We start from the raw sequence: 12,585 nt of genomic DNA, 5'->3' as shown, positions 1-12,585 counted from the left end.
CCGGCGACCCGGTCGGCGACGACGCCTTCACCGCCTCCCGCGAGCCTGCGCGGGCGGCGGCGAGTGACGGTGCAGCGCGGGACGCGACGCGGTCGACGAGCGGGGTCTCGGACGCGCTCACGCCCCTCGTCCTGCTCGCCTGGGGCTGGCCGTGCTCTCGGCGGTGGTCGGCTTCGTCCTGGCCCGCCGGCTGGCCCACCCGTTCCGGCGGCTGGCCGAGTCCGCCCGCGTCCTGGGCACCGGACGCTTCGACGTCGACGTGCCCCACTCGCGCGTCCCCGAGGCCGAGGCGCTCGGCGACGCCCTGCGCAGCACCGCCCGGCAGCTGGACGACCTCGTCACCCGCGAGCGCCAGCTCGCCGTGACCGCCTCGCACGAGCTGCGCACCCCCGTCACGTCGCTGCGGCTCGTGCTCGAGGACCTCTCGTTCTGGCCGCAGACGCCGCCCGACGTCGCGCAGGAGCTCACCGCCGCCATGGGGGAGCTGGACCGGCTCGACGCGGCGATCGGCGACCTGCTGCTCGACCGCAAGGGGGCGAACCTCGGCCAGGCCGTCGACGTCGACCTCGTGCGGCTGGTGGCCGGGACGATCGACCGCTTCCGTGAGCCGGCCCGCGCCGCGGGGCGCAGCCTGCGGCTCGGCGGCGACGCGAGGTGCCGGTGACGCTCGTCCCGGGCCCGGTCGCCCAGGTCGTCGAGGCGCTGCTCGACAACGCGCTGGCCCACGGCCGGGGGACGATCTCGGTCGTCGTGTCCCGCGAGCGGTCGTACGACGTGGTGTCGGTCAGCGACGAGGGGCCGCGCACCGCCGCACCGGGCGTCATCCACCAGGTCCGCGGCGTCGGCGGCGGCCTGTCGGCGATCTCGCTGCTGGCCGAGTCGATGGGCGGACAGCTCCTCGTCGACGACGCCGCGACGACCCGCTACGTGCTGCGCCTGCCCCGCACCGGCGGTGACGACGTCCTCGCCTGACGAGGACAGGTGCGCGAGAGCGGAGCGTGGCCTACCCTGGCCCTGGGGGATCGACCTGGCACGGGCACCTCAGGAGGCACCATGGCGGAGCCCCTCGACGAGCGGCTGCGCGACGACGCGGCCCTGGACGAGATCGAGCTGACCAGCGACCTCATGATCGCCGCCTCGACCCGTGAGACCCCGCTGACCCAGGCGGAGGTCGACCGCATCCTGGGCCTCGACGCCCGCTCCTGAGTCCCGCACGGCCTGCGTGTTCCTGCCCCTCTGCGCCATGACCTAGCATTGCCGTGGCCCACTCACCGTCGACTGGAGTTTGTCGTGCGTTTCAGCCTGCGTCCCGTGGAGACGTCGTTCTACGACCTGTTCACGGAATCGGCGTCCCACCTCGTCGAAGGTTCGCGTCTCCTCGCCGAGATGCTCGACCCCAGCAACGATCGTGCCGCGATCGCCGAGCGCATGCGCGAGGCGGAGCACCAGGCCGACGAGACGACCCACAAGATCGTCCGTCGGGTCAACAGCACCTTCGTGACCCCGTTCGACCGTGAGGACATCTACCGGCTCGCCGGTCTCCTCGACGACGTCATGGACTTCATGGAGGAGACGGTCGACCTGATCGGCCTCTACGAGCTCCAGGAGCTGCCGCCGGAGGTCGCCCAGCAGGTGGAGGTGCTCCAGCGCGCCACCCAGCTGACCGCCGAGGCGATGCCGCGACTGCGGACGATGAAGGACCTCGAGGAGTTCTGGATCGAGATCAACCGGCTCGAGAACCAGGGCGACCGGGCGTACCGCCGCATCGTGGCCCACCTGTTCGGCGGCACGTACAAGGCGCTGGAGGTGATGAAGCTCAAGGACGTCGTCGACTCCCTCGAGCACGCCATCGACGCCCTGGAGTCGGTCGCCAACACGGTGGAGCAGATCGCCGTCAAGGAGTCCTGAGCGTGGACTCCACTCTCCTCATGGTCATCGTCGTGGTGGCCATCGCACTCGTGTTCGACTACACGAACGGCTTCCACGACGCGGCCAACGCGATCGCGACCTCGGTCTCGACCCGCGCCCTCACCCCGCGCGCGGCGCTCGCCATGGCGGCGGTGCTCAACTTCGTCGGCGCCCTGCTGGGCGTCGGGGTCGCGCAGACCATCCAGGGACTGATCGACATCGATGTCGCGATCACCCGCGACGGGGCCCAGCACGCGTTGACGATCGTCCTCGCGGCCCTCGTCGGGGCGATCACCTGGAACATGATCACCTGGTACTTCGGCATCCCGTCGTCCTCGTCGCACGCCCTCATCGGCGGCATCGTGGGCGCCGGCGCGGCCTCGGCCACCACGGTGCACTGGGACAGCCTGGTCGACAAGGTCGCCATCCCGATGGTGCTGTCGCCGCTGCTGGGCTTCCTCGGCGCCTTCCTCATCATGACCGCGATCATGTGGTTGTTCCGCAAGGCGAACCCGGGCCGCGTCAGCCGCGGCTTCCGCCTGGCGCAGACGCTCTCGGCCGCCGGCATGTCGCTGGGCCACGGCCTGCAGGACGCGCAGAAGACGATGGGCATCATCGTGCTGGCCCTCGTCGCGGGCGGCTACGCCGACGGCGACGACGTCCCGTTCTGGGTCATCGCGGCGGCCGGCACGGCCATCGCGCTCGGCACCTACAGCGGCGGCTGGCGCATCATGCGCACGCTGGGCCGGCGCATCATCGACCTCGACCCGCCGCGCGGCTTCGCCGCCGAGGCGACCGCCGCCACCGTGCTCTACGGCATGGCGATCGGTCTGCACGCCCCGGTCTCGACGACGCACACGATCACCTCGGCGATCATGGGCGCCGGCGCCACCAAGCGCTTCAGCGCCGTCCGCTGGGGCGTCGCGCGCGGCATCGTCGTCGCCTGGATCGTCACGATGCCGGCCGCGGCCGCCGTCGCCGCAGGCACGTACTACGTGGCCCGGCTGTTCCTGCCCTAGCCGCACCGCTCCCCGCGCCCGTCGAGGGGAGACGCACGAAGGCCCCGCCCGGTTCCCCGGGCGGGGCCTTCGTCGTCGTGCCGGGCGCCGGCTCAGCCGAAGCGACCCTGGATGTAGGCCTCGGTGGCCTTGTCCTCGGGGTTGGAGAAGATCTTCTCGGTGCGTCCCACCTCGACCAGGCGGCCGGGCTTGCCGACGCCCGACAGGTTGAAGAACGCCGTGTCGTCCGAGACGCGGGCGGCCTGCTGCATGTTGTGCGTGACGATGACGATCGTGTAGTCGGTCTTGAGCTCGTGGATGAGGTCCTCGATCGCGCTGGTGGAGATCGGGTCCAGCGCCGAGCACGGCTCGTCCATGAGCAGCACCTCGGGCTCGACCGAGATGGCGCGGGCGATGCACAGCCGCTGCTGCTGGCCGCCGGACAGGCCCGAGCCGGGCTTGTCCAGACGGTCCTTCACCTCGGCCCACAGGCCGGCGCGGCGCAGCGAGCGCTCGACGATGGTGTCGGCGTCGGCCTTCTTCATCCGCTTGCTGTTGAGCTTCTGGCCGGCGATGACGTTGTCGTAGATCGACATGGTCGGGAACGGGTTCGGCCGCTGGAAGACCATGCCGATGGAGCGGCGGACGTTCACCGGGTCCATGTCCTCGCCGTACAGGTCCTGGCCGTCGATGAGCACCTTGCCCTCGACGCGGGCGCCGGGGATGACCTCGTGCATGCGGTTCAGCGAGCGCAGGAAGGTGGACTTGCCGCACCCGGAGGGGCCGATGAAGGCGGTCACCGAGCGGGCGGGGATGTCGATGGTGACGTCCTCGACGGCGAGGAAGTCGCCGTAGTAGATGTTGAGGTCGGAGACGTCGATGCTCTTGGCCATGATGGGTTCCTTGTCAGACCGGGGAGCTCAGCGCTCGCCCTTGGGGGAGAAGAAGTAGGAGACGAGTCGTGCCGCGAGGTTGAGCAGCATGACGATGATCAGCAGCACCAGCGCGGCGCCCCAGGCCCGCTCGAGCGCGAACTCCGGCGGCACGCCGGGGTTGCGGATCGAGGTGTAGGCGAAGACCGGCAGCGTGGCCGTGCGACCGTCGAACAGGTTGAAGTTCACCGAGTCGGTCATGCCGGCGATGATCAGCAGCGGGGCCGTCTCGCCGATGACGCGGGCGATGGCCAGCGTGATGCCGGTGACGATGCCGGCCAGGGCGGTGGGCAGCACGACCTTGGTGATGGTGCGCCACTTGGGCACGCCCAGCGCGTAGGACGCCTCGCGCAGCTCGTTCGGGACGAGCTTGAGCATCTCCTCGCAGGAGCGGACGACCACGGGGATCATCAGCACCGACAGCGCGACCGAGCCGCCGATGCCCATGCGCACGCCCTCACCGAAGAACACGACGAACAGGGCGTAGGCGAACAGGCCGGCGACGATCGAGGGGATACCGGTCATGACGTCCACGAGGAAGCGGATCCAGTGGGACAGGCGGCCGTCCTGGCCGTACTCGACCAGGTAGATCGCCGTGAGCAGGCCGATCGGCACGCTGATGACGGTGGCAGCGCCGGTGATGAGCAGCGTGCCGACCAGCGCGTGGTAGATGCCGCCGCCCTCGCCGACGACGTTGCGCATCGAGTAGGTGAAGAACTCCGCCGACAGCGCCGGGCCGCCCTTGGAGACGACCGTCCACAGGATGCTGGCCAGCGGCAGCAGCGCGAGCGCGAACGCGGAGGTGACCAGCACGGTGACGAGCCGGTCGACCGCCTTGCGGCGTCCCTCGACGGCCGCCGACCAGGCGGGCAGGCCCAGGCAGACGAGCCAGCCGACGAGGACGGCGACGACGGGGGAGAGCCCGGCCAGCAGGGCCACCAGGACGGCAGCGAGGGCGAGGCCCACCACGACGCGTCCGGCGCCGCGGGGCAGCGAGCGGCCGCGCAGCTGGTCGGCCAGCGACCGGGACGCGCCGGTGGACGACTCGTCGGGCTTCAGGAGGGTGCTCATCAGTTGGCTCCGGAGAAGTCCTTGCGGCGGTCGACGATCGCGCGCGCGGAGAAGTTGACGATGAAGGTGATGACGAAGAGCACCAGGCCGGACGCGATGAGCGCGTTGACGGTCAGGCCGCTCGCCTCACCGAAGCTGAGCGCGATGTTGGCCGCGATGGTGCTGGGGTTCGTCGAGCTGATCAGGTTCGCCGTGACCACGCCGCTGGCCGAGAGCACCATGGCGACGGCCATGGTCTCGCCGAGCGCGCGGCCCAGGCCGAGCATGGCGGCCGAGACGATGCCCGAGCGCGCGTAGGGGAAGATCGCCATCCGGGCGACCTCCCAGCGGGTGGCGCCCAGGGCCAGCGCGGCCTCCTGGTGCAGCCGGGGCGTCTGCAGGAAGATCTCGCGGCAGATGGCGGTCATGATCGGCAGGATCATGAGGGCCAGGACGATGCCGGCGGTGAGGATCGTGCGTCCGGTGGCCGAGGCCGGTCCGGCGAACAGCGGGATGAAGCCGAGGTTGCCCTCGAGCCAGCCGTAGAAGGGGACCAGCCAGCCGGCCAGCACGGCGATGCCCCAGGCGCCGTAGACGACGCTGGGGACGGCGGCGAGCAGGTCGATCACGTAGCCGAACGTCGCGCCCAGCCGGCGCGGGGCGTAGTGCGAGATGAACAGGGCGACGCCGACCGAGACCGGCACCGAGATGAGCAGCGCCAGCAGCGACGACAGCAGGGTGCCGAAGACGAGCGGGGCGACGAACGGCAGGAACGACTCGCCGCTCTTGACCTCGTCGGGCGAGGCGGTCACGCCGGGGATGCCCTCGGCGGTCAGGAAGACGGCGACGCCGGCCAGCACGAGCAGGATGAGCAGGCTGGCTCCGGTCGACAGGCCGCGGAAGACCCGGTCGCCGACGCGACGGACCCCACGCGGTCGGCGTGGGGCGGAGGTGGTGGTCACGAAGTGCCTTTCGAGGGGGACTGCGGCGGCCGCCCGGCGGCTCCCGGGAGGGGGAGCCGCCGGACGGCCTGGTGGATCAGGAGATCTTGGCGACGATCTCGGCGACCTGCTCCGAGACCGAGTCCGACAGCGGCGCGGAGCCGGCCGACTCGGCCGCGGCCTTCTGGCCGTCCTCGCCGGTCACGTACTCGAACCAGCCCTTGGCGAGCTCGCCCTGGGCGTCGTCGGCGTGGTCCAGGCAGGTGGCCATGTAGGAGACCAGGACGATCGGGTAGACGCCCGCCTCGGTCGTGGTGCGGTTGAGCTCGAAGACCAGCTGCGTCTCGGCGCCGGTGTCGGCCTGCTCGCTCGCGTCGAGGATGGCCGCGGCCGCCTCGGCGGTCGGGCCGACGTAGTCCTCGCCGACCTTGACGTTGACCGTGCCGAGCTCGCCGGCCTGGCTGGCGTCGGCGTAGCCGATGGTGCCGGTGCCGTTGCCGACCGCCTGCACGACGCCCGAGGTGCCCTCGGCCGCCTCGCCGCCCTTGACCGGCCAGGTCTCCACGACGCCGCCCTTCCAGGCGCCCTCGGACGCCTGGTCCAGGTAGTCGGTGAAGTTCTTGGTCGTGCCCGAGTCGTCCGAGCGGTGCACGGGCGTGATCTTGGTCGACGGGAGCGTCGCGTCCGGGTTGTCGGCCTTGATCGCCGGGTCGTCCCAGGTGGTGACGGTGCCCTGGAAGATGGCGCCGATCGTCTTGGGCGACAGCTGCAGGTCCTCGACGCCCTCGAGGTTGTAGATGACCGCGATGGGCGAGACGTAGGTGGGAACCTCGACCAGGTCGCTGGCGCACTTCTCGGCCGCGGCGGCGGTCTCCTCCTCGTCGAAGGCGGAGTCGGTGCCGGCGAAGGCGACGCCGCCGGCGATGAACTGCTCACGACCGCCGCCGGAGCCGACCGGGTCGTAGTTGACGGTGACGTCGGAGTTGGCCGTCTGGAAGCCCTGCTTCCAGGCGCCGACCGCGGCCTCCTGGGAGCTGGCGCCGGCGCCGTTCAGGGTGCCGGTCAGGCTGGACTCGGCGTCGGTGTCGCCGGAGGCCTCGTTCGCGGCGCTGCACGCGCTCAGGCTGAGCGCGAGGGCGAGGGCGGCAGCCGGGAGGCTGGCGCGGCGCAGGGTGCGGTTCACGTCCTGGTTCCTCTTTCGATGTCTGGGGGTCTGACATCCAGGACGCTAGGCACGCCAGGTGTATCGATCCCCCGCGCGAGGTGAACGGACGGTGAACCCTGCCTTTCGGCTGTGGGTCGAGAACAGCGAAGGGCCGCCGGATCGTGGGATCCGGCGGCCCATGGACCGTTCGTCCTTCAGGCGTCCTGCCGGGTCGAGCGAGCGCTGGCCCGGCCGGCGGGCAGGGCGGGGAACGCCAGGGCGAGCAGGAGCTGGGGCAGCCAGAGCACCGCTGCGACGAGGCCGAGAGCTCGCGGCGAGCCTCCGTCCCCGAACAGCGAGGACGCTCCGAAGCCGGTCGCGACCATGGCGACGAGCGCGACGAGGCGCACGAGGAGCCGCCAGCCCCTCTCGCGGTCCGCCCGTGGCCAGACCTCGGACCGGAGCAGCGCACCCGCTGCGAATGCCGACATGGCGGCCAGTACGTACGTCATCGGCGTGACTCCATCAGAAGATCTCCTTGCCGACGGTGTAACAGGTTCCGATCCCGAGTGCTTCAGCCAGCATATTGCCTCCGTACTTGAGCATGTCCTCCACGCGACGCTTGTTGGCCGCCGAGAGGCCACCCCCCTTCTTCTGGATGTAGATGCGCAGGTTGTTGAGGGCCTTCTTCAGGCCTCCCATGGCATCGATGGCTGCCTTCGCCTTGCGAACATTGCTGTTCGATTTGGCCATCTTCGCGATCTTGGCGCCCAGCGCTGCGATCTTGCCCGGGACCAAGATGGTCGCAATCTGGGCGACGCAGATCGCGATGTTCTTGGTCCACCACCAGAACGACGGGTTGGCCACGACCGGGAACGCGGTGCTCGCGTCGGTCTCGACGACCTGGATGAGCGTGTCGCCGTCGAGCTCGTACCGCGTGGCCACCGGCGTCCCGTTGGCGTCTACCGCCCACGGTGCGGCGATCTCCCCGACCTGCTGAACCTGCGTGGTGACCTCCGTGCGTGCGTCCGGGACGGCCGCGAGCGCCTCGATCTGGTCGTCGCTGAGTCCGAGGTCTGCGGTCTCGGTCGGGTCACCGCCCAGGATCTGCTTCACGGCGGCGGCAATTCGGTCGTCCTCGCCAGGCAACGAGACCTGCGTCTCTACCGGTGCGCTCACCGAGATGGAACCATCCGACCGCTGAGCCAACTCGGCCCCGTCGGGCAGGTCGAGCGTGAAAGGGATCTCGTCCGGAGCGGCCTCGCTGGCCAGGACCGCGATCAGCTGAGCGCCCTTGTCCGTGGCCCGAGCGACGACGTCTAGGTCGGTTTGCACGTCCGTGCTTACCGCCGCTCCATCCACAATCACTGGCGTGGCATCGGCGCCAGCGACACCGATACCCAAGCCCGACGCACCGTACCGTTCACCAGCCAGCACGAGCGTTCCCTCGTCGTCCAGCTCCACGCCGGCGGCATCATCAAGAGGGCGTCCATCCTCGGGCGCCACGACCGTCGCAAGATAGGTGGCGGCAGCGGCATCACCGCTGGAGTATGCGGCGACGGCAGCCTGCAGCGCCGACGTCTCGACCTGGGCCGCGACTTGCTCGGAGGCGACGGGGTCAGCTGCTGGCGAGGCGCTGGCGGGAGGGGCTCCGAGGTCCGACGCGCCGAGGGCGACGACGAGCGTCGCCACTGCCGTGGTGATCAGACGCCGACGGTGTGCCTCGCGGGGGAGTGGTGAGCGGTGGTAAAGACACGCGCGTCTTCCTTTCGCAGGGTCGAGCGCGAGCCGGAGCAATCACTCGATCCATGGGGCCACCCATCCTGTGCAGCCCCCGGCCCACACATGTGCGCGAGGGACGTTATCGCGGAAGGATTCGGCGCGGGGCAGAATCGGGAGATCCCATCACCGATGAGTCCTTTGGACCGGACTGAGTCTCCGCGCCCGTCAGCGGAGCTCCTCGAGCGCGACGACGCGGCCCTTGCGGTGGTGGACGACGAGCACGCCGGCGGGCGAGAGCCGCGGGCCGTCCAGCCCGAGCGCGGCCCACAGCAGGGGCAGGGTCGGGCGGTGGGTGCAGACGACCGTGGGCTTGCGCCGGTCCAGCAGGGCGTCCACGGCGCGGCCGACCTGCCCGGACGTGGTCTGCTCGCCCAGCCGCTCGTCGAGCTCGAGGAACGTGCCCAGCGAGTCGGCGTACGGCTCGACGGTCTGGGTGCAGCGCAGGGCGGGGCTGGCCACGACGTGCCGCACGCCGTAGGCGTCCAGGACGCCGCGCAGCGCGATCGCCTGGTCGCGGCCCTGCGCGGTGAGCGGGCGGTCGACGTCGTCGCCGACGAAGTCGTCGCGCTGCACCGCCTTGCCGTGCCGCACGACGACCAGGGTGCGGGTCTTGTGCGAGCGGTCGATGGCCGCGTCGACGAAGCGCTCCAGCACCCGCTGGTCGGTGTCGTGGCTCAGCATGGCCTGGGCGGCCTTGGGCGAGACCCACGCGATCTCGTCGACCTCGTCGTTGGGCACGAACGGCTGGGCGCTGCCCACGAGCCGGCCGGACCAGTACGAGACGCGCTTGTGACCGCCGTTGACGACGTAGCCGACCTCGTCCAGCGGCACGCCCAGGCGGATGCGCTGCCCGGTCTCCTCCTCGACCTCGCGCACGGCGGTCAGCTGCACGCGCTCGCCGAGGTCGGCCTTGCCCTTGGGGAACGACCAGTCGTCGTACCGCGGGCGGTGCACCACGAGCACCTCCAGGGCGCCCTTCGTGCCCCCCGCCCGGCGGCGCCAGACGACGGCGCCCGCGGCGAGCACGACGGTGTCGGGGGAGTGGCTCATGGTCACCTCTCTGTGGGGGTTCAGCCGCGCGGACGCCGGGCGGCCCGCGCCTGGGCGATCAGCGCGTGGTGCGCGTCGCGCGTGCCGACGTGCCGGGTCCAGGCCCCGTCCGGGCCCAGCCGCCAGCTCGTGGTGTCGTCGTCGGTGAGCAGGTCCAGCAGCTCGCCGAGCTCGGCGACGTGCTCGGCGCTGGGCACGCGGACCAGCACCTCGACGCGGCGGTCGAGGTTGCGGTGCATGAGGTCGGCCGACCCGATCCACGCCTGCGGCTCCCCGCCGGAGGCGAACCAGAAGACCCGGCTGTGCTCCAGGTAGCGGCCCAGGACGCTGACGACGCGGATGTTCTCGCTGACGCCGGGGACACCGGGACGCAGGGCGCAGATGCCGCGGACGACCAGGTCGACGGGCACGCCGGCCCGCGACGCCTCGTAGAGCGCGTCGATGACCACCTCGTCCACGAGCGAGTTCACCTTGAGCACGATGCGGGCCGGGCGGCCGGCGCGGTGGTGCGACACCTCGGCGGCGATGCGCTCGAGCAGCCCGTCGCGGACGCCGGTCGGGGCGACGAGCAGGCGGCGGTACGACTGGCGCCGGGCGAAGCCGGACAGGTTGTTGAACAGGTCGGTGAGGTCGGCGGTGATGTCGCGGTCGGCGGTCAGCAGGCCGAGGTCCTCGTACACGCGCGCCGTCTTGGGGTTGTAGTTGCCGGTGCCGACGTGGGCGTAGCGGCGCAGGCCGTCGGGCTCGTCGCGCAGCACCAGGGCCAGCTTGCAGTGGGTCTTGAGCCCGACGACGCCGTAGACGACGTGGCACCCGGCGCGCTCGAGCTTGCGGGCCCACTTGATGTTGGCCTGCTCGTCGAAGCGGGCCTTGATCTCGACCAGGACGAGCACCTGCTTGCCGGCCCGGGCGGCGTCCACGAGGGCGTCGATGATCGGCGAGTCGCCGGACGTCCGGTAGAGCGTCTGCTTGATCGCCAGGACCTTGGGGTCGGCGGCGGCCTGCTCGATGAACCGCTGGACGCTGGTCGCGAACGAGTCGTACGGGTGGTGCACGAGCACGTCGCGCTTGCGCAGCGCGCCGAACATGTCGGCCGGGCTGGAGGTCTCGACCTCGGCCAGGTGCCGGTGGGTGCGCGGCACGTACGGCTCGTAGTGCAGGGCCGGACGGTCGAGGTCGGCGATCTGGGCCAGGCCGCGCAGGTCCAGCGGCCCGGGGAGGCGGAAGACCTCCTCGGCGCGGATGCCCAGCTCGCTGACCAGCAGGTCCAGCGCCGCGTCCGACACGTCGTCCTCGACCTCCAGCCGCACCGGCGGGCCGAAGCGGCGGCGCAGCAGCTCCTGCTCCAGCGCCTTGAGCAGGTTCTCCGCGTCGTCCTCCTCGACCTCGAGGTCCTCGTTGCGGGTGACGCGGAACAGGTGGTGCGCCAGCACCTCCATGCCCGGGAAGAGCAGGTCGAGGTGGGCGGCGATCATCTCCTCGAGCGGCAGGTAGCGGCCGTCGCCGAGGTGGTGCCAGCGGTCGAGGATCGGCGGCACCTTCACCCGGGCGAAGTGCTCCTTGCCCGACTCGGGGTTGCGCGCGAACAGGGCCAGGTTGAGCGACAGGCCCGAGATGTAGGGGAACGGGTGGGACGGGTCGACCGCCAGGGGTGTGAGCACCGGGAAGACGCGCTCGCGGTAGACCTCGCCGGCGTGCGCGCGCTCGGCGTCGGTCAGGTCGGCCCAGCGCAGCAGGTGGATGCCCTCGTCGACCAGCAGCGGCACCACCTGGGCGGCGGACTCGGCGTGCCGGCGCATGAGCACCTGGGCGGCACGCAGCAGGTCGTCCAGCACCTGGCTCGGTGGCGCCCCGGCGGCGTTGGGCACGGCGACGCCCGCGGCGATGCGGCGCTTGAGGCCGGCGACGCGGACCATGAAGAACTCGTCGAGGTTGCTGGCGAAGATCGACAGGAAGCGGACCCGCTCGAGCAGCGGGAGGTCCTGGTCCTCGGCCAGCTCGAGCACCCGCGCGTTGAACGCGAGCCACGAGAGCTCGCGGTCGAGGAAGCGGTCGCGGGGAAGGTCGCTCGCGGCCGCGTCGAAGGGCGGGTCGACGTCGTACTCGTCCGGTGACGCCGGCTCCTCCATGGCCACGGACATGTCGGCAGTCTCCACGCGTCCACGCTGCCCCGGCAACATGAACGCGGCGTGAACCCCGGGCGGCCGGCGGACGGCCAGGTCAGCGGGCGTAGAGGACGTCCTTGGCGTGGGTCGCGAAGCCCAGCCGGTGGTAGACGGCGAGAGCCGGTCCGTTGTCGCCCTCGACGTACAGGTCGACGACGCGCAGGCCGCGCTCCCACAGGTGGCGCAGCCCGCGGGCGGTCAGCGCCGTGCCGAGGCCGCCGCCGTGGTGGTCGGGGTCGACACCGACGACGTAGACCTCGCCGACGCCGTCCTCGACCTTCGTCCAGTGGAAGCCGACGACCTCGCCGCCGGACTCGGCCACGAACAGTCCCTCGGGGTCGAACCAGTCGCTGGCGGCGCGGCGCTCGAAGTCGGCCCGGTCCATGGCGCCCTGCTCGGGGTGCGAGGCGAAGGCGCGCGCGTTCACGCGCACGATCGCGTCGACGTCGTCCGGCCGGAAGCTGCGCAGGGTGACGCCGTCGGGCACGCGCTCGGGTGCGGGTGCCTCGTCGAGCTCGAGCCGCAGCACGAGCAGCGTGCGGACGGCGCGCAGCCCCGCGGACGCGGCCAGCGCCTGGGCGGCGGGCGAGGTCGCCGTGCGCCCACACCTGGGTC

Annotated in this window: 14 protein-coding genes; 5 read left to right on the top strand and 9 right to left on the bottom strand. The window is 71.4% G+C overall.

The genetic code is table 11. The features are described from left to right. Nucleotides 1-151: 151 nt before the first annotated feature. The 5 genes from AC2W7G_RS03155 to AC2W7G_RS03135 all read left to right on the top strand — a co-directional run bounded on the left by AC2W7G_RS03155 (nucleotide 152) and on the right by AC2W7G_RS03135 (nucleotide 2,927). Entirely contained in the window at nucleotides 152-664 is a 513-nt protein-coding gene (locus AC2W7G_RS03155) for a histidine kinase dimerization/phospho-acceptor domain-containing protein (RefSeq protein WP_485867160.1), read from the top strand. After that, complete coding sequence (locus AC2W7G_RS03150) at nucleotides 661-972, top strand: ATP-binding protein (protein WP_485867159.1); 312 nt, start codon at nucleotides 661-663, stop codon at nucleotides 970-972. The genes AC2W7G_RS03155 and AC2W7G_RS03150 overlap by 4 nt, the downstream gene beginning before the upstream one ends. Before the next feature lie 81 nt (nucleotides 973-1,053). After that, nucleotides 1,054-1,206, top strand: a complete 153-nt coding sequence (locus AC2W7G_RS03145; protein WP_485867158.1) for a hypothetical protein — start codon at nucleotides 1,054-1,056, stop codon at nucleotides 1,204-1,206. Nucleotides 1,207-1,290: 84 nt separating this feature from the next. Further along, nucleotides 1,291-1,908: a DUF47 domain-containing protein gene (locus tag AC2W7G_RS03140; RefSeq protein WP_485867157.1), complete on the top strand. Its 618-nt coding sequence runs from the start codon at nucleotides 1,291-1,293 to the stop codon at nucleotides 1,906-1,908. Between the two features lie 20 nt (nucleotides 1,909-1,928). Then, nucleotides 1,929-2,927 (top strand): anion permease, encoded by a 999-nt coding sequence (locus AC2W7G_RS03135; protein WP_485867162.1) that lies wholly within the window; start codon nucleotides 1,929-1,931, stop codon nucleotides 2,925-2,927. A gap of 92 nt (nucleotides 2,928-3,019) precedes the next feature. On the opposite strand, the gene pstB is transcribed toward AC2W7G_RS03135, so the two are convergent. The 9 genes from pstB to mshD form a co-directional block, all read right to left on the bottom strand. Next, a complete protein-coding gene (gene pstB, locus AC2W7G_RS03130; RefSeq protein ID WP_485867156.1) occupies nucleotides 3,020-3,799 on the bottom strand; it encodes a phosphate ABC transporter ATP-binding protein PstB in 780 nt (259 codons plus the stop codon). A gap of 27 nt (nucleotides 3,800-3,826) precedes the next feature. Further along, nucleotides 3,827-4,909, bottom strand: a complete 1,083-nt coding sequence (gene pstA, locus AC2W7G_RS03125) for a phosphate ABC transporter permease PstA (protein WP_485867155.1) — start codon at nucleotides 4,907-4,909, stop codon at nucleotides 3,827-3,829. Next, entirely contained in the window at nucleotides 4,909-5,850 is a 942-nt protein-coding gene (pstC, locus tag AC2W7G_RS03120) for a phosphate ABC transporter permease subunit PstC (RefSeq protein WP_485867154.1), read from the bottom strand. The genes pstA and pstC overlap by 1 nt, the downstream gene beginning before the upstream one ends. Nucleotides 5,851-5,926: 76 nt before the next feature. Next, nucleotides 5,927-7,012: a phosphate ABC transporter substrate-binding protein PstS gene (gene pstS / locus AC2W7G_RS03115; RefSeq protein WP_485867153.1), complete on the bottom strand. Its 1,086-nt coding sequence runs from the start codon at nucleotides 7,010-7,012 to the stop codon at nucleotides 5,927-5,929. 176 nt (nucleotides 7,013-7,188) lie between these two features. Beyond that, on the bottom strand, nucleotides 7,189-7,485 hold the full coding sequence (locus AC2W7G_RS03110) for a hypothetical protein (protein WP_485867152.1): 297 nt from the start codon (nucleotides 7,483-7,485) through the stop codon (nucleotides 7,189-7,191). Nucleotides 7,486-7,498: 13 nt separating this feature from the next. Continuing rightward, entirely contained in the window at nucleotides 7,499-8,665 is a 1,167-nt protein-coding gene (locus AC2W7G_RS03105) for a hypothetical protein (RefSeq protein WP_485867151.1), read from the bottom strand. Nucleotides 8,666-8,920: 255 nt separating this feature from the next. Continuing rightward, complete coding sequence (locus AC2W7G_RS03100; RefSeq protein WP_485867150.1) at nucleotides 8,921-9,805, bottom strand: NUDIX hydrolase; 885 nt, start codon at nucleotides 9,803-9,805, stop codon at nucleotides 8,921-8,923. Nucleotides 9,806-9,825: 20 nt separating this feature from the next. Next, a complete protein-coding gene (locus tag AC2W7G_RS03095) occupies nucleotides 9,826-11,934 on the bottom strand; it encodes an RNA degradosome polyphosphate kinase (RefSeq protein ID WP_485867161.1) in 2,109 nt (702 codons plus the stop codon). Nucleotides 11,935-12,025: 91 nt separating this feature from the next. Then, the coding region (mshD, locus tag AC2W7G_RS03090; protein ID WP_485867149.1) for a mycothiol synthase at nucleotides 12,026-12,585 on the bottom strand (560 nt) is incomplete at its 5' end.

It is taken from the genome of Aeromicrobium sp. PFPM2_SD2 (assembly GCF_057364525.1).
This window is presented reverse-complemented; position numbering and strand designations above follow the sequence as displayed.